Below are 24,530 nucleotides of genomic sequence, written 5' to 3' on the forward strand. Positions count from 1 at the left end.
CGACGTCGGTGATGGTCTTGCCGGGCAGCTCCGGCCCCAGCCGTCGGCGTCGCCGGTGACCGGTGCCGTGTAGTCGGTCAGCGTCCGGTCATCTCCAGATCGGTCTCGGTGCCGGGATCGTGAGCGTACGACGTCTCCGTGGTGGCCAGCCGGTACGGCAGCGACGTGTCCTGGTTGATGCCGCCGTTGGGCGCGCCCTCGTCGAATTTCGTGTGGCTGTGGGGGCGGACCCAAGCGATGGTGCCGTTCTTGAGTGCGGCCCACCTTGCCGGTCCGTAAATGTCGGTGATCAGCGTGCCCGCTCGCCGATGCAAGGCCGAGCTCATGTTGGCCGCAGGCATTCGTAGTCAGACTCGGTGCCAGTACCCCGAACGGCTGGGCATGAGCTGCTGGATCGGCTCCAGGCTCAGGGCCTTTCCGTGAGTTCAGCCAAGCGCTCCAGCTCGACCAGGCCGTCGCCGCAGCACTGCCCACACACCAGGCGTCTCGTCTTGGGCTCGTCCGGCAGCCGGATGTCGTACGGCAGCCGAGTCTCGTCCTTTTCGCGCAGGTCGTAGTCGCACACTGCACACGCCAGACCGGCCGCCCTCGGCCACCGAATACGCCGACACGAGCACAGTCACTGCCGCCTACCGCGCCAACCAGGACCACTTCGATGTCCGCATCGTCTGCAGGGCAACTTCCCGGGCGGCATCGCGGACCTGCACTCCGCTTCACGCTACGCGACGGCCTCGTCGCCCGCCTGATCATCGAACCCTGATGGACACAACTAGCAGCGAACGCGAGGAGGTCGCCCATCATCGCGGCGGTGATCACGGCTCAGCTACTCGACCGCATTGTCAGGCCGGGCTCACCGTCGGCTCCAGGCGGACCAGTCCCTCGGGCAGTGCGTCGGCCCATTCAGCCATCTCAGCGGTGACCCGGAACATCATCGCCGCGATGAACGGTTGAGCCTGCTCATCCGAGCCGGTGCCGAAGGATTCCAGGCGCCAGTCTCGCCAATTGGCGTCCAGGACGTCGTACACCTCGTCGATCTGAGCGCGGGTGAACCGGCTGGGCACCACGCATAACTGGCGTGGCAGTTTCGGCGACAACTGCCGAATCACCGCGTCCACATCGGTGGCAGCGACGACCAACACTTCCTGCTCCGGAGAGGGACGGAAGATCGCCAGGTGGACGATCGGTCCGGACGACTCGCGGTCGCGGAGGTCAACGTCCAGCTCGACCACGCCGTGCCGCCAGCCACCGGGCGGCGGCGGGCACGGCGGGTCCCTCCGAGCTGCACGCGCCTCCCGAGCGGGGATCTCCGCCGACAGCACCTCGACCTCGATGCTCTCGTCGCCCCAGATCCCAACCACCGAGACGTAGCCCAGACCTCGGTTCGCTGCGATGCCGGCAGCGACTGCCTCGCCATCCGCCCCGATCAACCGAACCGACCGATCTGACTTCCAACCCGGCGCTTTCCACGTCAAATCATGCACACGGGCCAAGTCCAACCAATCACCGTCCGCCCCGGCCACGAACCGCCCCCAAGTCCGAACCCTGTCCCCCACCCCGAACACCAAATCCATCGCCGCCATAACTACATGCTGCTCCGCCCGAACGCTTTCGGCATGCCCCCACACCCCGTCGTACCGCGAGACCAAGCCTCCAGACGCTACCAGCTCGGCGTAAGTCCGCGCCGACCCAGACAGTTCCTCGGCGGGCCTGAGCGAGGGCCACACCCACACGACCTCGACAACGGCACCCGCACGACGTACGAACGCGAAGGCCTGATGCCTCGCTATCGACGCTACCTTCGCCGACGGCTGAGTGCCATCAATCGCCGTTCGAGTCCCCGGGCGTTGGCACTGCACTGTCCGTTGGCCTGTCCCACGATTCGGGGGGTGGACCGAATGCGCGACGGCCGGCTCTCACCGCCAGAGCGGCGAGAGCAGCGTTGGCGCCGCCACCAATCACAACGCCGATGCCGAACGGCGCCACTCGGCCGAGAACGATGATCCCCTGTTTGGTCCCGTACTTCGTGACGAAGTGCTTCCCCAACACCTTGTTGATCTGACGCAACGTCTCGACAGGCACCTTGGCGACCACCTGACGTCCCCAGTGCTGCCCGGTACGCTCGGCGACCTTGCCAATAGTCGCAGAGCCGGACCCGCCGAGCATGATTCCCATGACGATCGTCCGGCGGCGCTCGAGCTCGTCGATGGGGACTCCGTGTACTTCGGCGATCGACAGCGCGAAGAGCGCGCTCAACTCGAGACTCGAGAGCCCCTCGCCTGCCGAAAGCGCCAGTGCGACTCCCGTGCCGACACCAGGCGCGGCGGCAACTCCTCCGACTGCAGCTCCAGTCCAGGTCAAGGCGCTGACGTACATCCGTTCCAGACTGCGGATCACCTGTTCTGGTGTAGCGTCCGGATTCCGCTGGCGAGCTCGGGCAACGCTCTTCTGCACCAGCGAGCTCTGAACGGCGATCGCCTTGTCCAGTACGTCGAGAATTCGCTGCCCGGCCGCCCCTACCCCCGGCGCGTCGTTCGCATCTGTTGCCATGCCTTGAACCCCCTATGTCGTCACGTCCCGACCGAGTCTCCCACCGGACCCGGACTTCAGGCTTGCTGGCGATCATGCTGAACGAGATCCGTCAGCACTTGTACAAGCGGGTAACGCAGTCGGTCGTGTTCTTTCGTACGCACGATCTTGGAGAACATGGGCACGCCGGCCTGGTACCAGGCATCGGACGGGCGTGCCCATCTTCGTCAACGGGTCACGTCCGCAATCTCCGGTTTCGTCACGACGTACGAGGAGCGGGCTACTTCGCGTACATCAAGGTGCCGAAGCCGAGTTGGTCGAAACCGCCGCTCGTCGACCCGTAGTCCCCACCGCCACCCTCGGGGTCGATCGAAAAGTACATCTGGGAGATGTACTTGTCGTCGACGTACAGCCGCCGGTTGTAGTGGAAGTGCAGCATCGCCCACACGGGACGGATGTGTCCGCGCGAGGCCGACGAGATCACCGTTTGCTGCTGCGGATCGCAGTTCGCGCCGACTCCCCACCTGTACGTGGTGAACGGCACGTTCTGGCCGAGGTTGTACTTCGCGACGTATTGCGCGGCCTTCATGAAGCGCCGGCCGTCGTACGAGTAGAGGTCGTCGCCTTGGTTCCAGGCCATCTCGCACAGTGCCCCCAGCTGCCCCATTCCCATGACGGAATGACCTTGGTCGCGGCCGGACTCCTGCCACTGCCCGAGGTCATATCCCTCCACCTGCGGATACAGGAACGGCACGGCGTGCCGGATGGCGCCGTTGCCCCTGCCGCTCTTGAAGTACGTGACGGCCTCGTCGTACATGCCTGGGTTGTCTGTCAGGATCCCGATCGCCATCAGCGACGCCATGTTGCACAGGTCCCAGTTGGCCCAGTAGTGGGAGTCGCAGACATCGTTGTGCCGGACCAGGAAGTCGTGGTTCCAGCCAGAGAAGACGTTGATCATCATCTGCTGGAACCGGCTGAGGTCGAATCCGGGATAGCCGCGCATCAACTCCGCCACATTCGCGAACTGCCAGCCGTAGAGTCCCAGCGCCAGGTATCTGTTCGAGTCACCGTCGATACTGACGAGCGTGTTGGACCAGGCGTTCAGGACGTTGCGAGCGGTGTCGCCGTGCGCGGACGTGCCCTTGATGTGCCAGCGCAGTGCATTCTGGTAGGCGGCGGCGATGTCGTTGTAGAGGAAGCCATAGTTCTCCCCGGCGCCGCCCCGGATGATGCGCTGCTGTGGTCTCGGTGCCCAGCCGGCTTGTGCGTGCGGATTGGCGATCAATCGGTTCCAGCCCGCGAGCCACGGGTCGTCTCCAGCGGCTACACGGGCTCTCGCCCGGTTGATGTCGCCGGCGTTGTGCAGCATCCCTGGGTGGGTGAAGGTGGCAGGGGCGGCGGTGCTTCTGGTCGAGCCGACGCCGAGCGCGCTGACGGTTCCGGCAGCGGCTAGCCCACCTGCCGACAGCACCAGGCTGCGCCGACTCAGACGGTTCGAATCGCTGTTCATGGTGAAATGCTCCCTTCCTGTCGGGACTCCTTCTGGAAGCGCGGGAGGCGCGGCGCTGATCCGCCGGCCCCCCCGCCGTCCGCGCTCTCCTCATCCAGGTCCCGCTCAATTCGAGCGAGCGCCTTTCGTAGCGCTAGGCCCTCGGCCTGGTCTTCTCGTCGGCCGTGCGGGCCTTCGAGTCGAATTACGCGTCGTACTTGATGTCGCCGTACAGCTCGACCTCGGAGAGGTCGCCGTACCAGCTGGTGGCGTTGTAGATCCGCAGGTACCGGTAGTGGTCTCCGCCCGAGGTGGGCTGGTCGCCCCAGGTGTTTGCTACAGCTCCGGTGAGCGGTTTGGTGAGGTCGGTCCAGGTCTGGCCGTCGTTCGACCCCTGCAGGACAGTGCCATTGGCCCGCTGCGGGTGGCTGGCTCGCGGAAGGAACAGCACCTCCTCGGGCTGCACGGTCGTGTGTGCGCCGAAGTCGAGGACGTAGTACGCGCCTGGTCCACTGTTCAGGTCGCCGTACGTGTCGGCGTCGCGGTCGAAGAGCAGGTAGCCGACCTCGTCGGCGCCCAGTCCGGTGCCCGGCCACTGTTTGTCGGAGGCGGTGACGGTGGCGAACTTGGCCACGTCGATGAAATGCGCGGGGTCGCCCGCGATGTAGAGCTTCGATCCGTCGGTGGTTCCGTACGCGATCGGACCGGCCTTGCCCGCGGCGTCGAGGTAGTCGACCGCGACCTGGATGTCGCCGGGTGGCGCGTTGTCGAGTTTGACCGCTGCGGTCCAGCTGACGCCGTCCACCGAGTTCGCCTTCGCCGTCACGCCTTGGACGGTGACGGTGACCTGCTGGATCGGTTGCTTGGCGGTGACTGAGACGTCGACGGTGTCGCCGGTCATGATCTTGCCGGCGATGGCCTGTGCGGACGTGATCGAGGTCGCCTTCACCAGGTTGCCGATCTCGTGCCGTTCGCCGTAGATGTGGAACTCGGTCATCTCGAACAGGTTGCGAACGATGCCGTACAGCACGTCCGGCAGAGGCTTGAGCAACTGCACCTTGAGGTAACGGAACTGTTCGTCGCGCAGAGCTGGGTCGACGTCGAGCGTGTTGAAATCCTGGGTGAACTGCGTGACACCCGGGGTCAGCCTGGTCCAGTTCTTGCCGTCGTTCGATCCGAAGACGGCGGAGTTCGCGAGCCGGTCGGCGAAGATGTTGCTCTGGAATCCGAAGCGGGTCGCCGAGACCCGGAAGTCCGGCCCGAAGTCGAAGGTGTGGGAGAGGTTGACAGCCTGGCCGTACGAGGTCCCCGATTGGTTGTCGCCGTCGACGAGGTTGCCGATGTTGGCCCCCGCCGTGGAACTCACTACGAGCGAGGGATAGTCGAGGCTGCCGTCCACGGCCGTGCGCGGGGAGACGAGCGCGAGGCCGTCGACCGCCCTCACGAGGCGGGCCAACGCGGCAAGGTACTCGTCGTTCGTGCCTTTGTTGCCCAAGGCCTGGGCAGTAGCGCGCGCCTGGTCGAATGCGGCCTTGGTGTCGGAGACGTAAACGGCGCCCGCGTCGTGGCCCTGCTCGGCGAGCGTGAGCGCGTCGGTGCGGTTGTGGGCAGCGGCGAGCACGACGTGGTGGCTCGCCACCGTGGTGCCGTCGGAGACCGCCACGGCGATGGTGGTGGAGCCGCCTGCGGCGGCCGTCCAGGTCAGCTTCCCGGTGGAGGTGTCGAGGGTTGCCCCCGGGGGTAGCCCCTCCGCCGTGTAGGCAAGAGTGCCGGTGCCGGTGTAGTGCGCGGAGAGGTCGGCCGTCGCGGTCGCGCCCTTCCAGTTCACGATGCGCGCGGTCGACGTGTCGTCGAAGGTCGGTGGAGTCAGTCCGGCCGCCGCGTTCGTGTCGATGTGATCGATGTCGATCGTCGCCCCGTCGCCGGTCGCCTGGACGAACAGCATGTCCCCGATCGAGCGGGGATACATCACGTAACGCCACTGGCCGCCGGTGTCCGGCACAAGGACCGTGCGATCGTCGTGCCGGTCGATCCGCAGCCGCACCTCGCCGTCGGTGCGGACCTGGAAGGCGAGCAGCTGCTTGCTGGTCGAGCCGCTGAGGTAGGCGATCTCAGAGCCGTGGCCCGCAGTCGACATCCGCATGTATCCGGTGCTGCCGTCGGTTCTGCGCTCGACGTCGCCGGAGAGACGGGTGTACTTGTTCTCGACCTCGAGGATCGTAGGGCTGTCCGGCAGCGGCAGGGCGGTTTGCCCGGCCGCGGCAGCCGGCGCGAAGAGCCAGGAGTCGCCGCCGCCGTCCACGTTGTCCCATGCGTTGTTGCGGCTGCCGCCGTAGTAGAACAGCGGGCCGTTGCGCTTGGCGTAGGCCTCGGCGAAGTACGGCGCGAGCTTCGTGACGTCCTCGCCGCGGGAGAATGCGTAGTAGTAATAGATGTCCCAGAAGCTCGCGGTGTTGTAGCGCCCGCGGTAGCCGTTCGAGATGTGGTTGTAGGTGTCGCGGATCGTGCCGTCAGGCGAGATCGCATAGGCCATCGGAGTCCACGGGGTGTCGTAGCCGAGCATGAATCGCCAGAAGTAGTCGGCGGCGGCGATGATCCGGTCGTTCAGGAACTCGTAGGGGCCGACTGCGTTCGGGGCGTCGGAGATGGTGCCTGCGACGGGGTCGACCTTCGTCCCTTCCGCCAGCAGCATGCGGGAAATGATCGCGGCGTTGGTGAGGTCGCCGCCGCCGTGGGCCTGGTCGCGTCCCATCTCGGCGTGCTGGACGTGCGGGTCCTTGATCGGCTTGCCGGTCTTGTCGTCGTGGTCGACCCATCGGAACAGCCGCGCGATCGAGCCGTTGAAGCCCTGATCCTTGGCGGTGGCGTTGACGGTGAACCACTCGACCGACCGCTTGTAGAGCGCGGTGTCGTCCATGAAGATCGCGCCGGCCATCGCGCCCATGAGCGGGTAGCTGTGCTGGTTCATGAAGTGGTTGTTGTCGTTCTGGAAGGTCTCGACAACCGGTACGACGAGGTTGCGAGTGAAAGCCTCCGTGTCCGCGTCGGTCCAGGGGTACGCCCCGTCTGCGCACGAGCTGTAGCGCAGCAACTCGGCGGCGGACACCATCCGGTTGAGTGGGATGCCGGTGTGGATGTGCGAGTCGGTGAAGTACTCGTACTTCGCGGGATCCATCTGCTCCCAGATGCGGATGATGTCGAGCGCGTTCTTGCGGTACACCTCCTCACCGGTCAGTACGTAGAGCACCGCCTGCGTATAGGACTTCAGTCCGTCGGCGATGAAGCGGCCGTTGAAGCCCTGACTGTTGAACGCATCCGAGGCGGGCTTGGTCGGGTCGGCGCTGCTCCGGTTCGACGAGGTCACGGCAATCCCGGCCGCTGACGACTGCTGCATAGCGCGGAACGACGAGGTCCAGGGCTCGGCGCCCGCGGCGATCTGCCGGCGGGCGTTCTCCAGGATCGGCTGGGTCAGGCCGACGCCGGGGTGGACGAACCCCTGCGCACTGACGGTGGACCGGAACGTCACGGCACACGTGCCGAGATCCTGCGCGGCGGCCGGCCGGGCTACCGCGAAGAGCAGTCCGGTGACGAGCACGAGCGCGGCGGCGAACGCGAACAGGCGTCGGACCTGGCCGCCTGTGGCGGCTGGAGTCGGGTTCACAGAGAGCACCTCTTCCATGGGCGGAGGGATTCGAAGGAGGAGTTCGGTGACGGGCAGGAGCGCTGCCGCGAACGCGACAGTCAAGCCGCTGAACTCGTAGTTACCGATTTCTACGCTATTCAGCATCTAGCTGTACGGCAAGACCGCGAGGCCTTGACGCTATGGGCTCCTTCTTCTACCTTCCATAGAAATCGTTAACTATGGCGGCCGCCATCACCCGCAGATCCCCTAGCTCACCGTGGAGATACGCGCATGCCCAGAACCAGCCGTCGCGCTGTGCTGACCGGCCTCGCCCTGTGCCTGGCCGCCACCACGGCCGCCTGCAGCAACGACGCCGGCAAGAACACCTCGTCCGGCCCGGTCGAGATCGAGTACTGGGCCTGGACGGACGCCAAACCGGTGGTTGACAAGTTCAACGCCACCCACACCGACATCAAGATCAATTTCGTCAAGCAGGCGGACCTGCCCACCACCGCGACGGGTCTGCGCAACGCCGTCGCGGCCGGCAGCGCGATCCCCTGCCTGGCGCAGAACTTCGGTGACGTGCCCGCCCTGCTGTCGGAGGGCCTCCTCACCGACGTGACCGACTACGTGAAGCCCGCGGAGACGAAGTTCAAGGCCACTTCACTCAAGGGCGCCCAGATCCAGGACAAGTACTACGGCATCCCGACCGGCACCGGGCCGACGTTCATGATGATCAACCGCGCGGCCTACGACAAGTACGGCGTACCGGTGCCGAAGACGTGGGACGACGTGATCGCCGCCGGCAAGGCGCTCAAACCGCACGGCGTCCAGGTGATGAACCTGGCCGGTGAGGACCCGAGCACGCTGGTCAACTTGATCACCCAAGCCGGCGGGACCTGGTACTCGGTGCAGAACGATTCCTGGAAGGTCGACTTCCTGTCGCCCGAGTCCGTTGCCGCCGCCAACATTCTCCAGCAACTGGTGGACAACGGCCTGGTCGCCAACCAGACGTACCAGGACCGGCCCGCCCTGATCGCGTACTTCGACGAGGGCAAGATGGTCTCGTTGCCGACGTCCACCTGGCAGCTGACCAACTACGAGCTCCATTTCAAGAAGACCATCGGCGACTGGGAGCCGGTCGACCTGCCGCAGTTCCCCGGCGCCACGAAGTTCGCGACTCCCGCCCACGGCAACGCGCTGCTCGTTCCGAAGGGATGCCAGCACCCCAAGGAGGCAACTGAGGTGGGCATCTGGATGAACACGACCAAGGAAGGCGTCGACGCCACCTTCGACAAGGCCACCGGATCGTACGCCTGGCCGGGCGCGATGCCCGACCCGTCGCCGTGGATCGACGCCGCCGTCCCGCGGAAGCTGTTCGGCAGCCACCGCTCGGAGGCCAAGACGGTCATCATCAAGGCTTCGCAGTCAGGCGTGGACAACTGGCTGGTCGGCCCGAACTACACCGGTGTCTTCAAGGAACTGCAGGACCAGTGGGCGCAGGCGGTCACCAAGAAGATCACCTTCCGCCAACTCCTCGAGAACATGCAGAAGTTCACCGTCGACGATCTGAAGGCCAAGGGCATCAGCGTCACGAACTGAGACCGACGACCGAGTTGGAGGAGTGCGGATGTCGCTGGATCTGAAGCCGAAACCGCTGACAACACCACGCGCCGGGCAGGCCGGGGACGTCCGCGCCTCCAGTGGGCGTTGGCGACGTACCGTCGCTCTCAAGGGAGCGTCGTTCACGGTGCCGTTCTTCGCCGGATTCGTGGTCTTCACGGTGGTCCCGGTGCTGATGGCGCTGAGCAAGAGCCTCTACACCGCGAAGAGTTCCGGCCTCGGTTTCGGCCAGAAGACGGTGATGTTCAGCGGTTTCGGGAACTTCGACCGAGCCCTGCACGACGCGAAGTTCTGGGGCAGCCTCTGGCGGGTGGCGGTGTTCGCGATCGTGGTCATCCCACTGATCCAGCTCACCAGCCTCGGGTTGGCGCTGCTGCTCGACTCGGTCCGCCGACGGGTAGCCGGAAAGCTCCGGATCGCGATGCTCGTGCCCTACATGTGCCCCGGGATCGTCGCCACCCTCATCTGGATCTACCTCTACAGCCCCGCCGTCGGCCCGCTCACGCCGTTCTTCGAACTGTTCGGGATCGACGCGAACTTCTACAGCAGCGGGATGATCTGGGTCTCGGTCGGCAACCTCGTCGCGTGGGGCAGCATCGGTTTCAACATGCTGATCGTGTACGGCGCTCTGCAAGCGGTGCCGCGCGACATCTTCGACAGCGCACGGGTCGACGGCGCGTCCGAATGGCGCATCGCCTGGTCGATCAAAGTGCCGTACGTGCGGCGCTCCCTGGTCCTGGTCAGCGTTCTCGGCATCATCGGCACCCTGCAGATCTTCAGTGAACCGTTGCTGTTCCGCTCGATGACGCCGGAGACCGTCACGAAGGACTTCACTCCGATCATGACCATCTACAACCAGGCCTTCGCGGTCGGCGACTTCAACTACGCCGCGGCCCTGTCCATCGTCCTCGCGCTGGTGGTCGGCCTGGTCTCGGCGACCTTCTACAAACTGACGAACAAGGCCCCCACATGACAACAACTGCTGCCCTCAGGCGCCGGTACGACGACGACCTGCCGGCCGGTCACCATCCGTCCACGACGTCGAGGATCCTGATCTGGACCGGCCTCGTCCTCTTCCTCGTCTACTCGGTCGCGCCGGTGTGGTTCCTCGTCGTCTCCGCGACGAAGAACCAGCGTGACCTCTACACCACCAACGGCCTGTGGTTCGCAGACTTCCACCTCTTCGACAACTTCCGGGACCTCTTCACCTACCACGACAGCATCTTCCTGCGCTGGATGGCGAACACGCTCCTGTACGGCGTCGCCGGCACGGTCGGCATGACCGTCCTCTGCGTCGCCTGCGGATACGCACTGGCCATGTACCAGTTCCGCGGCCGCGGCGTTCTCATGGGTTGCATCATCGCCTCGTTCCTGATCCCGGGCGCGCTGCTGACCATCCCGTCCTTCCTGCTCTACACCCGGCTGCACATCGTCGACACACCCTGGGCGATCATCGTGCCGCACTTCTTCAGCGCATTCTCCGTCTACCTGGCCAAGGTGTACGCCGAAGGCGCTGTCCCACCGGAACTGCTGGAGGCGGCCCGCGTGGACGGCGCCGGGGAGTATCGCGCCTTCTTCGCCATCGGGGCGCGGCTGATGACGACCGGCTCGGCGACCATCTTCCTGCTCGGGTTCGTCGGCTCCTGGAACTCGTTCTTCGGCCCACTGGTCTTCCTGCGCGGCGAACAGAAATGGACCATCATGCTCGGCCTGTACTCCTGGCTGAACATCAAGGTCGACCAGTCCGTCGACCTGACCGGACTCGTTATCGCCGGAGCGATCGTCTCACTCGTCCCGATCGTCGCCCTGATGCTGGCCATGCAACGGTACTGGCGCTCCGGCATCACGCTGGGCAGCCTCAAATAGCACCGCCAACCAGACGAAGTTGGCGCTACCAACCATGAACGGAGGAGCCCGTGGCAGACCGCCCCGCGGCACTTTTCGCCCTCGGTGCTCACCATCTGCAGGCTCTGTATCCACCACGGTCGATGCACCGCCTGCAGCAACTCGTGCGAATCGATCAGACCGTCGTAGCCGAGCGGTTCGACACCGATGACATCCGGGCCGCCCTGGCCTCGACCGAGTTCCTGATCACCGGATGGGGTTGCCCACCGATCACCGCGGCGGTCCTCGACGTGGCGCCCCGGCTGCGGGCGATCCTGCACACCGCCGGCTCGGTCAAGGCACTCCTGTCTCCGGCGTGCTGGGAACGCGGTCTGGCGATCACCTCGGCCGCCGCGGCGAACGCCGTACCTGTCGCCGAGTACACCCTTGCTGCGATCCTGTTCGCCGGCAAGGACGTCTTCCGTCTCCGCGACCAGTACCACGCGAGCAGAAACTTCACCCTGGCCGAAGTGCAGACAGGAGTCGGAAACTACGGCCGAACGATCGGAGTGATCGGCGCCTCGCGGATCGGCCGGCGCGTCATCGAACTGCTCCGCCCCTTCGACCTCGAGGTGTGCTTGTTCGACCCCTACGTCGACGCCGCCAGCGCTGCCGAACTCGGCGTACGCCTGGTCGATCTGGACACGTTGCTGCGGAACTGCGACATCGTCAGCGTGCACGCCCCGGCGAACGCACAGACCCACCGGCTCGTCGGGGCTGAACAACTCGCGCTGATGCGGGACGGAACGACCCTGATCAATACCGCGCGCGGCAGCCTCGTCGACACCGAAGCGCTGATCCACCACCTCGAGACCGGACGGCTGTACGCCGTACTCGACGTGACGGATCCTGAGCCGCTGTCCCCCGCCTCCGCACTCTGGGAGCTGCCCAACGTCTTCCTGACGCCGCACATCGCCGGCTCACACGGCAACGAACTGGCACGGATGGGCGATTGCATCATCGACGAACTCGAACGCATCCTCGACGGCCGCCCGTTCACACACGCCATCGTGGCCACCGACCTCGACCGGGTCGCCTGACCTATCGTTGACCCATTCCAGCATCTCAGAAGGGGGCCACGGTGGCACGCCAACCGACATCGGGCGACCGTCCGACCGTCAAGGACGTCGCCGCTTCGTCGGGGGTGTCCGCCACCACGGTGTCCCGGGTGCTCGCCGGCAACTACCCCGTCTCGACCGCAACCCGCGCGCGGGTGATGAAGGCCGTCCGCGAACTGGACTACGTCATCAACGCCCAGGCGCGGGCCCTGGGCGGCGGCGGCACCAAGACCGTGGCCTTCATCGTCCACGACCTGGTCGGCCCTGCCTTCGCGTACGTCGGTCAAGGCGTCGAGCAGCAGGCCACCGCCGAGGGCCGGCTGTGCCTGGTCTGCACCACCCACGGCGATCCCGAACGTGAGCTGGAACTCATCGAGCTCATGCGCGAGCAGCAGGCCGAGGCAGTGGTTCTCGTCGGCGGCGGCAGCAACAACCGAAGCTACGTCGAGCGGATGACTCAGGTCGCCCGGGCGCTGGACAAGTCCGGCTCCCGCCTGGTGCTCTGCGGCCGCCCACCGCTGGACCCCGACGTGCCCGCGACAGTCGTCGAGTACGACAACGAAGGCGGCGCCTACGCCATTACGAGCTACCTCATCTCCCTCGGTCACCGCGACATCGCCTTCCTGGGTGCCGGTGAACCGGGTCATATGACCATCGACGGACGTCTCCGCGGGTTCGAGCGCGCCCACGACGCACACCACCTCCCAGTGACGCCGCAACCGGCCCGCGCGATCACCTTCGACCGCGAGTCCGGCTACCAGGCCACCCGCGACCTGCTGGCCCGCGGCCAGAAATTCACCGCAATCTTCGCCGCGACCGACGTCGTGGCCAGCGGTGTGCTGGTCGCACTGCGAGAATCCGGCCTCCGAGTGCCCGAGGACGTCTCAGTCGTCGGATACGACGACATCCCACTGGCCCGAGACCTCACACCGGAGCTCACCACGGTCCACGTGGACCACGAGGACCTCGGCCGGACCGCCGTACGCTACGCCCTCAACCGCGACCGGCATGCCATGAACCAGCACACCGTGGTCGGCACCCACGTGGTCATCCGCAACTCCGCCGGCCCACCTCCCAAGCCAACCAGGACGCGTTCCGGGAAGTAACCGACTGAAGCGGATCGTTGCCTTGGACGACATCGTCATTCTGCGCCCGGCAACGAGAAGTCGTCAGCGCGCGAAGGGGCGGGGGCCGATATCGATAGACACATTCTATCGTCCGGCGCCGGGACAAGTCTTGGACGCCCGCAGCACGACCGCCTTAGCGTCGTGTCACGCCACGGGCACAGCCCCGACCTGCCCCGCCGAGTCTGGCCGAGCCTGGTCAGATCCGGTCTGGTCGGCGAGCCCGGCCGGCATCGCAAACAGCCTTGGCAAGGAGAGCACCATGAACATCACCGTGATCGGACGAGGCAACATCGGCGGCGGGCTGGCCGACCTGTGGGAAGGTGCCGGCCACCAGGTGACACGGCTGGGACGTGGAGGCGGCGCCGCCGACGCCGCGGACGCAGTGCTGCTTGCCGTCCCGGGAACCGCCGTGGAGGCGGCACTGTCATCCGTCAAGGGACTCGAGGGCAAGACGGTGCTCGACGCCACGAACCTCTACGGCGGCGCCCGACCTCCGGCCGGCTTCACGTCCAACGCCGAGTACGTCAAGTCCGTGACCGGCGGACCGACGGCGAAAGCGTTCAGCACCAACTTTGCTTCTCTCTTCGGCCAGATCGCCGAAGCCCGCGTACGGCCGAGCAACCTGTGGTCCGGTGACGACGAAGCCAAAGGCATCGTCAGCCAATTGAGTTTCGATGCCGGATACGAGGCGGTGTGTGTGGGCGACCTGAGTATGGCCGCCGCTCAGGAAGGTCTGGCCGGAATGCTCTTCGCCATCGCCCAGTCCGGGCTTGGCCAATTCGTCTACCGGATGGCACCACCAGAACAGCTCTGACTCTCGCAAATGACCGTTGGCCCAAGCCGCGACAGCGGCTCACGAAAGGACAGCCAGGTGGCTGATGGCTTGATCGACAACAACGGTGAATCCGTGACGGTCAGACTCGATGTCACTCACCCGATCAGCTCCTACACGGTGAACCTCGCCAATGAGTCACCCGTCGGCAGGGCAGACTTCGTCGATTCTCCCGACGGCGACCGGATCTTCTTCCACACCGAGATAGACCAGGAGTTCGGTGGACGGGGTCTGGCTGGGCTGCTCGTGCGCGAGGCGCTTGCAGATAGCATTCGCAAGAACCTCACCGTCGTGCCTGTGTGCCCGCTGTTCGCTCGCCACCTGAGGGAACACGGCGATGAATTCGTCGCCAATGGTGGGATGTTCCGCCGGCCGACGCCCGCCGACATCGCACTGGTCAAAAGATCAGTAGCAGAGGTGATGTGAATGCGAGTGTTCATCGTCGGGATCAGCGGCGCCATCGGTGGCCTCCTCGCCGGCAAACTGCGCGACCGCGGCGTCGTGGTCGGTGGGCTCGTGCGTCGAGCGAACCAGCAGGCCGATCTTCGCTCGAAGGGTGTCGAGGCCTCAGTCGGCGACCTGGGCCAGATGTCGGTCGACGAACTGGCCCAGGCCTTCGAAGGCTCTGATGTCATCGTGTACACCGCAGGCTCCAACGGCGGAGCGCGTGACATCACCGACACGATCGACGGCAGCGGGGTCGCGACCGCCTTGAAGGCGGCCGAACAGGCAGATGTCAGACGATTCGCGCTGGTGTCGGTATTTCCTGAATCGTGGCGTGAGCGCGACCTCGGCGACGAGGTCGAGCACTACTTCAGCGTCAAGAAGGCTGCGGACATGGCGGTCACGCGCAGCGGGCTCGACTGGCTGATCCTGAGACCCTCACTCCTGTCGGACGACCCAGGAGTTGGGACGATCTCGCTGAGTCCTGCGGAAATGCACGACGACATCACCCGAGAGGATGTCGCCGACACGTTGGCCCAGCTGCTCTGCGAGCCCCGGATCTCGCACCAGATCCTCGAGCTGAATCGCGGTACGACTCCGATCGACGAGGCCGTCGCAGCCAACGTCCGGAGCGTGTGAAACGCACACGGTGCAACGTTTCTAGCAAGGGCAGGGCGAGGGTTGTTTCCTAGCCACCGAGCAGCAGACGCAACCCTCGATCCGTCCTGTTCCAACCACAGAACGTCGACTTGCAGCAAGCAACCGGCAATGGGCTGGTCGCACGAAAGGAAGAGATCATGGGCTACATCGCCGTCGGTGAAGAGAACAGCACTCCGATCGAGTTGTACTACGAGGACCAAGGGTCGGGTCAGCCGGTCATCCTGATCCACGGGTATCCGCTGAACGGGCACAGCTGGGAGCGTCAGACGCGCGAGCTGCTTGCTGCGGGATATCGGGTCATCACCTATGACCGTCGTGGATTCGGCCAGTCGTCGAAGGTCGCCTCCGGTTATGACTACGACACGTTCGCCGCAGATTTGAACACGATCCTGGAGACCCTGGACCTCCGTGATGTCGCGTTGGTCGGCTTCTCGATGGGCACTGGGGAACTCGCCCGTTACGTGGCACGGTACGGCCACGAGCGGGTGGCGAAACTTGCGTTCCTCGCGTCGCTGGAACCGTTCCTCGTCGCCCGGGACGACAATCCCGAAGGCGTGCCGCAGAAGGTCTTCGACGGTATCGCGGCAGCAGCGAAAGGCGACCGGTACGCATGGTTCACGCAGTTCTTCGCCGACTTCTACAACCTGGACGAGAACCTTGGCTCCCGCATCAGTCAGGCAGCCGTCACCGGCAGCTGGAATGTCGCGATCAGCAGCGCCCCGGTGGCTGCGTACGCCGTCGTCCCGTCGTGGATCGAAGACTTCCGCGGTGACATCGAGGCAGTGCGCGCCAGCGGCAAGCCGACGCTGATCCTGCACGGCACCAACGACAACGTCCTTCCCATCGAGGCCACCGGACGCCGCTTCCACGCCGCGTTCCCCGAGGCACAGTACGTCGAGATCGAGGGCGCCCCACACGGCCTCCTCTGGACCCACGCGGACGAGGTCAACACCGCGCTGAGCGCATTCCTCTCGTAGATGCATTCGACAAGGAGAGGTCACACCGTGAAGCCGGCGAGCTTCCACAACGAAGACCTCGCATCGGGGATCGCGGTACGGTCGCCGCTCAGCGCACGATGCCCGATTCCCACGCCCAGACAGCGATCTCGGTCCGGTTCCGGGCCTGGATCTTGCGCTGGATCGAGGCCAGGTGTGACTTCACCGTCGAGAGCGAGATCACCAGTTCGTCGGTGATCTCGGCGTTCGTCCGGCCGCGCGCGACCGCCCTCGTCACGTCGAGCTCGCGTTCGGTCAACGGCGGAGCGGCGTGGCGCGTCTTACGGCTCGACGTACTGAAGTGCTGCAGGAGCCGGGTGGTGATCGACGGCGACACCAGGGAATCGCCGTTAGCGGCGGCGTGCACGGCTTCGACGAGCAGCCGCGGGCCGGCGTCCTTCAGCAGGAAACCGCGCGCGCCGGCGTGCAGCGCCTCGTGCACGAGTTCGTCGAGGTCGAAGGTCGTGACCACCAGCACGCGTAATGGCTCGGCCACCTCCGGTCCCGCGAGCAATCGGGTCGCCCTGAGGCCGTCCAGTTGCGGCATCCGGATGTCCATCAGCGTGACGTCCGGCCGTAGCTCACGAGCGAGCGTGACCGCCTGATTGCCGTCCTCCGCCTCGCCGACGACCTCGATGTCGGCCTCGCGCTCGAGGATGAGCCGGAAGCCGGTCCGCACCAGCGCCTGGTCGTCCGCGAGCAGGACCCGCACAGTCCGCACTGTCATGGCGCCGTTCCCTTCTCCGGTCCCGCCCCTACCCCTCCAGGCAGCGGGAGCTCAGCGAGGACGCGCCACCCGCGCTCGCCGTGGTGGTCGTCTTCACCGGCCGTGAGCGTGCCGTCGAGCGCACCGATCCGCTCCCCCATGCCGATCAGTCCGTAACCGCCGCTCGAGCGCCGCGCACGTCCCGGCCGGATCCCGTCGTTCCTGACCTCGACGCGGAGCAGGGCCTTCCCCTGCCCGACTGTGGGCTCCACCGTCACCGTGACTGTCCGCGCGTCCGGCGCGTGCTTGCGGACGTTCGTCAACGACTCGAGAACGACGCGATGCACGGTCGACACCGTCTCCGGTGCGACGGTCAGGTCCTCCAGGCCCGGCGCCAGCCGGAGGTCCACGTTCGCGTGGCCTGCAACGGTCGACTCCACGGCTTCCACCAACCCGTCGGAGGTGAGCGCCATCGTCTGCTCAGGGCTCCGAAGCATCGTCACCAGACGTCGTACGGCGGCCAGCGCCTCGGCGCCGGCGCCCTCGATCTCGCGCAATAGTTCCTGTTCGGGGCTCTCGGCAAGTACCACCTGGGCGGCCTGGGTCCGGACCACCACCCCCGTGATGTGGTGAGCGACCAGGTCGTGCAGTTCCCGGGCGAGCGCGAGCCGCTCCCTGTTCCGCGCCGCCGCGAGCGCGGCCTCGCGCCGCGCGTCGGCGTCCCGCAGCATCAAACCGATGGCGACGCTGCAGCCCCACAGGATGGTCCAGAACACCGCCAGGGTGAGCGTGGTCGAATCCCTGCCGTAACGGAGCATCGGCGCCGTGACGAGCGCCAGTCCGCCGACGATCGCGACCGCGACCGCCGGCAGGGACCGCAGCCGATGGCAACCGGCTCCGATCAGCAGTACCAGCGCGAGTGCCTCGCCGTCACCTCCGAACGGTGCGGCCGGCTTCGCGAAGAAGCCGGCCGCGCTGCAGATCAGCGAGAGCGCGAACGCGGACGCGGCGAGCTGCGCGATCGCTCCCGGGTACCGGCGCCGCAGCAGCGCAAGCGTGCTGATCACCGCCCCGAATCCGAAGAACGCGATAGCGCCCGGAGTGGCCTGGTCGTGCAGGAACAACCGGCGTACCGCTTCGTCACCGTTGAAGCCCACAAGAGCCACAATCTCGAGGACGACCAGGATGCGGCCCAAGGTCCGGTTGGTGCTTCGGATCACCGGGTACGCCGTCCTTCCTCGTCGTGCGGAGCAACCATCATCGCGGCCCATGCCTCACGAACCGATCAGCGGGGTGTTGCGTCCGCGGAACAGTGGTAGTCGCGCTCCGGCAGCTTGCCGGTCAGCAGGAACGATGTCGCAGCCGTGTTCGCGCACTGGTTCTTGTTCAGCAGGTAGACGCCGTGTCCGCCCTGGTCGGCCGTCACCATCCGGGCCCGGTCGCCGAGTGCCTTCCGCAGCTGCTCGGCGCCGGCAAGCGGTGTCGCGGGGTCGCGGAGGTTCTGCACCATCAGCACGTTGGAAGGGCCGTTGTTGCCGACCTTCACCGGCTCCTCGATCGGCTTCGGCCAGTAGGCGCACGGGTTGATGTTCGCTCCGGCCGCACCGAACAATGGGTGCCGGATCCGGTCGATCGCCACGTTCCGCTGGTACGACTGCAGCGACGCCGGCCAGTGCGAGTCGTTGCAGATCATGTAGTACCGGGCGGAGATGAGGTTGTCCACACTGGCCGCCGTCGCCTTGGCGGTCTCGCCCGCAGGCAGCGGCGGAGGCGGCTGGTTCGCCTCGAGTGCCTTGAAGACCTCGGCGAGGGTGGCCAGCTGCGTCGCGCCGTACGAGTAGCCGAACGTGATCAGCCGGAGCAGCGCCCCATCCCACACGACGTCCGGACCCTTGACCGGTGTCCTGTCCAGGCGCGCGGCCAGCTGTAAGTACTTTGCCTTCACCTGTGCCGCCGTCCGGCCGAGCCCGTACTCACGGTGGTTGGCGGCGACGTACTTCGCGAAGTCCGGGAAGCGGTCGTCCATACCCTGCGACCACAGCCGCTGGCTGTGGTAGTCCCAGCCGGCCGGACCCAGGTTGCTGTCCAGGACGACACGGTCGGTGCGCTTCGGGAACATCGTGGCGTAGACGGAACCGAGGTAGGTGCCCCAGGACGCACCGAGGAACGATGTCTTCTCCTCGCCCAGCGCGGTCCGGATGCTGTCCATATCCCGCGCCGTGTTCTTGGCGCTGACGTACGGCAGCATCCAAGCGGTGTCCGAGGCCGCGCACTGTTCGGCGATCTGCTGGGACTGCTCGGCCCGCTTCGCGACGTCGGCCGCGTTCCGCGCGTACGGCGGGATGTTGCCGAACAGCTGCTGTTCCTCGGTCAGGTCACACTTCACCGGCGTACTCCGGCCCATCCCCCGCGGGTCGAAGCCGACGAGGTCGTAGCTGTCCAGCACGGCCTGCGGCATCTTCACCGTCACCAGAAACGCCAGGTAACCGAGCCCCGGGCTCGGACCTCCCGGGTTGGTCAGCAAGATGCCCCGGCGCTTCTCAGGATTCTTGCTGGGCAGCCGCGAGACCGCGATCTCGATCATGCGGCCCTCGGGCTTCTGGTAGTCCAACGGGACCTTCAACGTCCCGCACTGCATTCCCTCCGGCAACGGCAGGCCGTCGCCGACGTCCTTGTCGCACTTGTCCCATTTGACGTCCTGCTTGGGCGTCGCGGTGTCCGCAGCGGTCACCGTCCTCGCTTGCGAAACCCCCGAGACCGTTGCAGTTGCCACTGCGGCAACAGCGACGGCGATGTCATGACCTTTCGCATCCTGACTTCCCTCCAGCCGGCACACGTTTCTGACGGCCTTCACTCTGCCGATCAGGGCCGTCCTCCCACATCAAGCGCGCGACTGGTCCGCACCCTGGCCGAAAGTACTAGGCCACTGCGTCGTCACGAGGGCCGTCACCAGGCTGGGCCGATGAGCGAACAACCGTCGTACCAGCTGGCGATCGACGCGACTGCCGTGCCCGGTTCCGGAACTGTGTGGGCGACGAGCCGACCACACGGTGGAACGCGGTGCTGAACGCGCTCTCGGACTGGTAGCCGGTGGCCCGTGCGAGCTCGGAGATCGACAGCGTGTCGCGGGTGAGGGCGTCACGGGCGAGGCTCATGCGCCATTGGATCAGGTACTCCAGGGGTGGGACCCCGACATGGCTCCTGAAAGCCTGAGCGAAGGTGGATCGCGACATGTGGCTGATCTCGGCGAGCTCTTTGAGCTTCCAGGGGTGCGCCACGTCTGCGTGCACGGCGCGCAGGGCGGCACCGATGCCGTCCTCGTTCAGGGCGCCCAGCCAGCCGGCGGGCCGGTCCGTCTGGGCGGCGTGAGCGCGCAGCATGTGCACGAGCAGGATCTGCGCGAGGTGGTTCTGCACCAGCGGACCGCCGGCCGCGGCGACCCCGACCTCGGTGGCCAGCAGATCGATCAGCTGCGCGAGCCGCCTGCCATGAGGATCAGCCTCGCGGACGATCACGAGCGGCGGCAGGAGATCGGTCAGGAGGGCCGCGTTGCTGTCGTCGAACGCGATGTGCCCGACGCAGAGGTAGAGGTCCTCCTCGGAGGCCGGGCCGATCCGCACGAACCCGTCTTCGGCGCCCGCCAACACCGGCGCCGCGGGGCGCGGGCTTGCCTCGAGCGTGCTGGCGAGCACGTACGGCGGCGGGTTGCCCAGCATGAAGGTGTCACCTTGCTGCAGGAGCACCGGCTCGTGCCCGTCGAGGATCAACCAGCACGTGCCACGCACGAGGCCGCCGATCCGCACATGCAAGAAGGTGTCGAAGCGCAACGCCCACTCACCCACAGCCCGGAGGCTGGGCCCGATCACCGTGCGGGGCCGGAGCAGGCCGATCGCGTCAGCCACCGGATCCCGAAAGCCGAGCATCGAGCACTCCCTTGGACGATGTGTAAAGGATTCCGGACTCTGCATTATGGATAGTATCCCCCATCTCCCGCAGTATCGAAGTCGAACGGATCGGCAGCGAGAAAGTGATGGAGACACCCAGATGGGACAGCTGGAAGGCAAGACGTCGGTGGTCACCGGAGGAAGCACCGGAATCGGCCTGGCCACCGCCGTACGGCTGGCAGACGAGGGCGCGTACGTGTTCGTCACCGGCCGGCGCGAGGCCGAGTTGGAGGCCGCCGTCAAGACCATCGGAACGGACCGGGCCACGGGAGTGGCAGGTGACATCGCCAACGGGGCCGACCTGGACCGGCTCTACGACGCGGTCCGGGCCCGAGGCAAGGGGCTTGACGTGCTCGTGGCGAACGCGGCGATCGGCACGTTCCTGACGTTGGAGCAGACCACCGAGGAGCACTTCGATCAGACCTTCGCGGTCAACGTCCGAGGCACGCTGTTCACCGTGCAGAAGGCGTTGCCGCTGCTCAACGACGGATCCTCGATCGTCTTGGTCGGCTCGACAGCCGGCGACCGTGGAGTAGAGGCGTTCGGCGCGTACGCGGCGTCGAAGGCAGCAGTCCGGTCCTTCGCGCGGACGTGGTCCAACGAGCTCAAGGACCGTGGCATCCGGGTCAATGTGGTCTCGCCGGCATGGATCGAGACTCCCGGAGGCACCGCCGCTTTCGGCGACGAGGAGACGGCCCGGGCCGTCAAGGAGAATGTCGCCGCGACCGTGGCCAAGGGCCGCATGGGTCGGCCTGAGGAGGCCGCCGCGGTCGTGACCTTCCTGGCCTCGGAACAAAGCAGCTACGTCGTCGGCGCGAACATCTACGTCGACGGCGGTACGAACCAGATCTGAGCGCCAGGGTGGCTGTGGCTCAGCGGCCTACCGGCCGACTGGGCCAGGCGCTGCTACGCGATGGGGCTGCGTAGCCATCCATGGCGTTCAGCGCATCGTTGGGCGGTGGCCAGAACACTTGCGATGGCGGGGGAAGGATCGTTTGTCGGCCACAGCACCGAGAGCTCCGCGGCGATCGGCGGATCGACGACGTCGCGAACGGTGACGCTGGTGCTGGCCTTCGCGGCATGCTCGGCGAACGACGCGGGGGCCAGGCCGACCTCGCGTCCGCTGGAGAGCCGGGCGAGCATGGCGTTCACCGGAGGGTCCTCGAACGCGCGGATATCGGGCGCGAAGCCGGCTTCGTGGCACGCGGCGACGATGCCGTCGTAGTACGCCGGGGCGAGGCGGCGAGGAAACAGCAGCAGCGTCTCGCCGCTCAGGGTCGCCAAGGGGATCGTCGGCGCGGTAGCGAGGCGGTGGCGAACGCTCAGGAGCGCGGACACGGTCTCCTGGCGCAGGATCTCGCCAGCTACCCCGTCGAGGGGTTGCGGTGCGAGGGCGAGACCGATGTCGAGGTCGCCGGCGCAGAGTCGTTCGGGGATCTCGGCGCTGAAGAGTTCTCGGGCGTCGACGGTCAGGTCGGGGTGGTCTTCCTGGAGGGCATCCAGGAGCTTCGTGAGCGTGTCGAGGCTGGAGATCGGGGTGTAGCCCAACCGGATCGTCGTCGCGGTCCCTGACCCGGCCAGTCGAGTGCGCTGCAGGGCTTGCTCCAGTGCGGCCAACGCGATCGGCGCTTCCTTGAGCAGCGTCCGACCTGCGGCGGTGAGCTGCACCCAACGGCTCGAACGCACGAAGAGCGGGGTCCCGAGCGCCTCCTCGAGCTTGCGGATCTGATGACTCAGGGACGGCTGCGAGATGTAGAGACGCATGGCTGCGCGACCGAAGTGGAGTTCCTCGGCCACGGCGATGAAGTAGCGCAGGAGGCGGGGGCTGATGTCGATAGACGGATCCTATCGTCCGGCGTCGGGACAAGTCTTGGACGCCCGCAGCACGACCGCCTTAGCGTCGTGTCACGCCACGGGCACAGGCCCCGACCTGCCCCGCCGAGTACCGGATGGCCGCACCCGAACAGCTCCGAGCCTCACCATCCCAGGGCTCAACCCATCACATAGAACCCATTACGCAGAAGGAATCATAGTGACGCGTACCGCAAAGGTCGGACTCGACGCACTACTCACCCCCGAGGAGAGCGTCCTGGTGCTCATCGATCACCAGCCCTTCCAGGTTGCCAATCTCAACAGCCACGAACCCACCATGATCGTCAACAACGTCGTCGGCCTGGCCAAGCTCGCGAAGGTGTTCGACGTGCCCACGGTGCTGACCACGGTCATCGAAGAACGTGGCGGCCATCTCATCAAGGCCCTCCAGGACGTGTTCCCGGACCAGAAGCCGATCAACCGCACCTCCATCAACACCTGGGAAGACCGTCGTGTGGTCGACGTCGTAGAGAAGACAGGGCGCAAGAAGCTGATCCTTGCCGGGCTGTGGACGGAGATCTGCGTTGCCATGCCCGCCATTCAGGCGCTGGGTGAGGGGTACGACGTTTTCGTCGTCACCGACGCCAGCGGCGGGGTCACCGCCGAGGCGCACGACATGGCGGTACGTCGCATGGAGCAGGCCGGCGTGGTACCAGTCACCTGGATGGTCATTTCGGGCGAATGGCAGCGCGACTGGGCTCGCGAGTCGACGGCCAACGCGCAGGGGCCGATTCTCCAGGAGCACGGCGGCGCCAGCGGGATCGCGCTCGCCTGGGAGCTGCAACTGCTGGCCACGCCCACCACTGATGATGCCGCCGCATAGCGCTGGCGGCCGCTGAGCCGGAGGCGGGCCTGGCACGGGTGGCGTGCGCCGGGCCCGCCTCCTTGTTCGGGCGCGTTCCGCCACCCCTACCGCGAAGAACCGGTCGCGCGCTCCGCGTGCTTGCCCCTGTCCCAAGAACACGGTCTCGACTGCGAGCAGGCCGAGAGCTCAACCACCTAGACGACGTCCTGTTCCATCTCAGAAGTGACGGAGCCAGCGAGACGCTCCGCCCTGAACTGCAGGAAGCAGCGGACCTGGCTTTGAGTGCCGACGGCGCTGGCTCGTCACACAACAGCTGGCGGGCTGACCCCGGTCAGGCCCCGGCCCACACGACCGTGCACTCGCTTGTCCAGTACCGAGCGGACACAGACCACTCGGTAGCCCACCGGGCACCCCAAACAGGAAGAGACACCCCATGTCGACTACGCCCTGACGCCGGTCGGCGAGACCCTGTCGGTTCAGGTCGGCGACCTGATCATCTGGGCCGAGAAGCACCGCGAGTACGTCGCCCGATCACGGACCCGGTACGACGGCAACTAGTAGACGATCTCGCCCGTCGCACCAGTGGGAGTGCGCCGTGGAAGTTCGCCAACTCGAGTCCTTCGTCGCCAAAGACCTGCTTTTCGGTCGGGCCGCGGAGCGGTTGCACATCGGGCGGCCCGATGTCAGCCAACAGGTCGCCCGGCTGGAGCCCCAGAAACGCGTTCCGGAACCGTACCTTCCACGGCAAGGCAGTGCTCACCATCCAATAGCAGCAAGGGCACCACCTGGCCGGCGGTGCCCTTGCTGGGTCAGCGGACGACCTCGTAGTCGAGGAAGGTCAGTTCGTTGCCGATGGCCCGCATCTGGAGGAGGTGCAGGGGCACCTTGTCGGTGGTCGGGCCGAACAGCCGGTTGCCGTCTCCGAGTACGACCGGGAAGACGA

Annotated in this window: 22 protein-coding genes; 11 read left to right on the forward strand and 11 right to left on the reverse strand. The window is 66.3% G+C overall.

What is annotated here, in order from left to right; translation table 11 throughout:
- Nucleotides 1-77 precede the first annotated feature (77 nt).
- From ACLJOO_RS19775 to ACLJOO_RS19800, 6 genes are all read right to left on the reverse strand, one after another.
- Nucleotides 78-341 carry a hypothetical protein gene (locus tag ACLJOO_RS19775; RefSeq protein WP_410788642.1) on the reverse strand — a complete coding sequence of 88 codons (264 nt, stop codon included), beginning with the start codon at nt 339-341 and terminating at the stop codon, nt 78-80.
- A gap of 65 nt (nt 342-406) precedes the next feature.
- Nucleotides 407-565: a hypothetical protein gene (locus ACLJOO_RS19780; RefSeq protein WP_410788643.1), complete on the reverse strand. Its 159-nt coding sequence runs from the start codon at nt 563-565 to the stop codon at nt 407-409.
- Between the two features lie 274 nt (nt 566-839).
- Nucleotides 840-1,427 carry a hypothetical protein gene (locus ACLJOO_RS19785; protein WP_410788644.1) on the reverse strand — a complete coding sequence of 196 codons (588 nt, stop codon included), beginning with the start codon at nt 1,425-1,427 and terminating at the stop codon, nt 840-842.
- 391 nt (nt 1,428-1,818) lie between these two features.
- A complete protein-coding gene (locus ACLJOO_RS19790) occupies nt 1,819-2,547 on the reverse strand; it encodes a hypothetical protein (protein WP_410788645.1) in 729 nt (242 codons plus the stop codon).
- Between the two features lie 259 nt (nt 2,548-2,806).
- On the reverse strand, nt 2,807-4,036 hold the full coding sequence (locus tag ACLJOO_RS19795) for an alginate lyase family protein (protein WP_410788646.1): 1,230 nt from the start codon (nt 4,034-4,036) through the stop codon (nt 2,807-2,809).
- Nucleotides 4,037-4,220: 184 nt separating this feature from the next.
- Nucleotides 4,221-7,676, reverse strand: a complete 3,456-nt coding sequence (locus tag ACLJOO_RS19800; RefSeq protein ID WP_410788647.1) for a putative Ig domain-containing protein — start codon at nt 7,674-7,676, stop codon at nt 4,221-4,223.
- Nucleotides 7,677-7,928: 252 nt separating this feature from the next.
- Between ACLJOO_RS19800 and ACLJOO_RS19805 the strand changes: the two genes are divergently transcribed.
- From ACLJOO_RS19805 to ACLJOO_RS19845, 9 genes are all read left to right on the forward strand, one after another.
- Complete coding sequence (locus tag ACLJOO_RS19805) at nt 7,929-9,239, forward strand: ABC transporter substrate-binding protein (RefSeq protein ID WP_410788648.1); 1,311 nt, start codon at nt 7,929-7,931, stop codon at nt 9,237-9,239.
- Nucleotides 9,240-9,267: 28 nt separating this feature from the next.
- Nucleotides 9,268-10,233, forward strand: a complete 966-nt coding sequence (locus ACLJOO_RS19810; protein WP_410788649.1) for a carbohydrate ABC transporter permease — start codon at nt 9,268-9,270, stop codon at nt 10,231-10,233.
- On the forward strand, nt 10,230-11,126 hold the full coding sequence (locus ACLJOO_RS19815; protein ID WP_410788650.1) for a carbohydrate ABC transporter permease: 897 nt from the start codon (nt 10,230-10,232) through the stop codon (nt 11,124-11,126). Before ACLJOO_RS19810 ends, ACLJOO_RS19815 begins: the two co-directional genes overlap by 4 nt.
- A gap of 50 nt (nt 11,127-11,176) precedes the next feature.
- Entirely contained in the window at nt 11,177-12,184 is a 1,008-nt protein-coding gene (locus ACLJOO_RS19820) for a hydroxyacid dehydrogenase (protein WP_410788651.1), read from the forward strand.
- A gap of 41 nt (nt 12,185-12,225) precedes the next feature.
- Nucleotides 12,226-13,308, forward strand: coding sequence for a LacI family DNA-binding transcriptional regulator (locus ACLJOO_RS19825; protein ID WP_410788652.1), 1,083 nt, complete (start codon nt 12,226-12,228; stop codon nt 13,306-13,308).
- Between the two features lie 280 nt (nt 13,309-13,588).
- Nucleotides 13,589-14,143: a hypothetical protein gene (locus ACLJOO_RS19830; protein WP_410788653.1), complete on the forward strand. Its 555-nt coding sequence runs from the start codon at nt 13,589-13,591 to the stop codon at nt 14,141-14,143.
- A gap of 57 nt (nt 14,144-14,200) precedes the next feature.
- Entirely contained in the window at nt 14,201-14,587 is a 387-nt protein-coding gene (locus tag ACLJOO_RS19835) for a GNAT family N-acetyltransferase (protein WP_410788654.1), read from the forward strand.
- The gene (locus ACLJOO_RS19840; RefSeq protein ID WP_410788655.1) at nt 14,588-15,244 is read left to right on the forward strand and encodes an NAD(P)H-binding protein; all 657 of its coding nucleotides are present in this window, start codon (nt 14,588-14,590) and stop codon (nt 15,242-15,244) included.
- Between the two features lie 158 nt (nt 15,245-15,402).
- Nucleotides 15,403-16,242, forward strand: a complete 840-nt coding sequence (locus ACLJOO_RS19845) for an alpha/beta fold hydrolase (RefSeq protein WP_410788656.1) — start codon at nt 15,403-15,405, stop codon at nt 16,240-16,242.
- An 88-nt stretch (nt 16,243-16,330) separates the two neighbouring features.
- Here the strand turns inward: ACLJOO_RS19845 and ACLJOO_RS19850 are convergent, their stop codons facing one another.
- The 4 genes from ACLJOO_RS19850 to ACLJOO_RS19865 form a co-directional block, all read right to left on the reverse strand.
- Entirely contained in the window at nt 16,331-16,987 is a 657-nt protein-coding gene (locus ACLJOO_RS19850) for a response regulator (RefSeq protein WP_410788657.1), read from the reverse strand.
- Complete coding sequence (locus ACLJOO_RS19855) at nt 16,984-18,186, reverse strand: sensor histidine kinase (protein WP_410788658.1); 1,203 nt, start codon at nt 18,184-18,186, stop codon at nt 16,984-16,986. Before ACLJOO_RS19855 ends, ACLJOO_RS19850 begins: the two co-directional genes overlap by 4 nt.
- Nucleotides 18,187-18,251: 65 nt before the next feature.
- Nucleotides 18,252-19,697 carry an alpha/beta hydrolase gene (locus ACLJOO_RS19860; RefSeq protein WP_410788659.1) on the reverse strand — a complete coding sequence of 482 codons (1,446 nt, stop codon included), beginning with the start codon at nt 19,695-19,697 and terminating at the stop codon, nt 18,252-18,254.
- Nucleotides 19,698-19,884: 187 nt separating this feature from the next.
- Nucleotides 19,885-20,889, reverse strand: a complete 1,005-nt coding sequence (locus ACLJOO_RS19865) for an AraC family transcriptional regulator (RefSeq protein ID WP_410788660.1) — start codon at nt 20,887-20,889, stop codon at nt 19,885-19,887.
- 121 nt (nt 20,890-21,010) lie between these two features.
- Between ACLJOO_RS19865 and ACLJOO_RS19870 the strand changes: the two genes are divergently transcribed.
- Nucleotides 21,011-21,763 (forward strand): SDR family NAD(P)-dependent oxidoreductase, encoded by a 753-nt coding sequence (locus tag ACLJOO_RS19870; protein ID WP_410788661.1) that lies wholly within the window; start codon nt 21,011-21,013, stop codon nt 21,761-21,763.
- 53 nt (nt 21,764-21,816) lie between these two features.
- Here ACLJOO_RS19870 and ACLJOO_RS19875 read toward each other — a convergent pair whose 3' ends face one another.
- Complete coding sequence (locus tag ACLJOO_RS19875) at nt 21,817-22,746, reverse strand: LysR substrate-binding domain-containing protein (RefSeq protein WP_410788695.1); 930 nt, start codon at nt 22,744-22,746, stop codon at nt 21,817-21,819.
- Between the two features lie 196 nt (nt 22,747-22,942).
- Here ACLJOO_RS19875 and ACLJOO_RS19880 point away from each other — a divergent pair, with 196 nt between their 5' ends.
- Nucleotides 22,943-23,605 carry a hydrolase gene (locus ACLJOO_RS19880; protein WP_410788662.1) on the forward strand — a complete coding sequence of 221 codons (663 nt, stop codon included), beginning with the start codon at nt 22,943-22,945 and terminating at the stop codon, nt 23,603-23,605.
- The last annotated feature ends 925 nt before the right edge of the window (nt 23,606-24,530 follow it).

The sequence above is a fragment of the Kribbella sp. C-35 genome, from assembly GCF_046549195.1.
Taxonomy (GTDB): domain Bacteria; phylum Actinomycetota; class Actinomycetes; order Propionibacteriales; family Kribbellaceae; genus Kribbella.

Bases quoted from the DNA above. Each gene is read 5' to 3' on its own strand.
- ACLJOO_RS19775 (WP_410788642.1), bottom strand. From the start codon at position 341: ATGCCTGCGGCCAACATGAGCTCGGCCTTGCATCGGCGAGCGGGCACG.
- ACLJOO_RS19790 (WP_410788645.1), bottom strand. From the start codon at position 2,547: ATGGCAACAGATGCGAACGACGCGCCGGGGGTAGGGGCGGCCGGGCAG.
- ACLJOO_RS19795 (WP_410788646.1), bottom strand. From the start codon at position 4,036: ATGAACAGCGATTCGAACCGTCTGAGTCGGCGCAGCCTGGTGCTGTCG.
- ACLJOO_RS19805 (WP_410788648.1), top strand. From the start codon at position 7,929: ATGCCCAGAACCAGCCGTCGCGCTGTGCTGACCGGCCTCGCCCTGTGC.
- ACLJOO_RS19810 (WP_410788649.1), top strand. From the start codon at position 9,268: ATGTCGCTGGATCTGAAGCCGAAACCGCTGACAACACCACGCGCCGGG.
- ACLJOO_RS19815 (WP_410788650.1), top strand. From the start codon at position 10,230: ATGACAACAACTGCTGCCCTCAGGCGCCGGTACGACGACGACCTGCCG.
- ACLJOO_RS19830 (WP_410788653.1), top strand. From the start codon at position 13,589: ATGAACATCACCGTGATCGGACGAGGCAACATCGGCGGCGGGCTGGCC.
- ACLJOO_RS19840 (WP_410788655.1), top strand. From the start codon at position 14,588: ATGCGAGTGTTCATCGTCGGGATCAGCGGCGCCATCGGTGGCCTCCTC.
- ACLJOO_RS19845 (WP_410788656.1), top strand. From the start codon at position 15,403: ATGGGCTACATCGCCGTCGGTGAAGAGAACAGCACTCCGATCGAGTTG.
- ACLJOO_RS19850 (WP_410788657.1), bottom strand. From the start codon at position 16,987: ATGACAGTGCGGACTGTGCGGGTCCTGCTCGCGGACGACCAGGCGCTG.
- ACLJOO_RS19865 (WP_410788660.1), bottom strand. From the start codon at position 20,889: ATGCTCGGCTTTCGGGATCCGGTGGCTGACGCGATCGGCCTGCTCCGG.
- ACLJOO_RS19870 (WP_410788661.1), top strand. From the start codon at position 21,011: ATGGGACAGCTGGAAGGCAAGACGTCGGTGGTCACCGGAGGAAGCACC.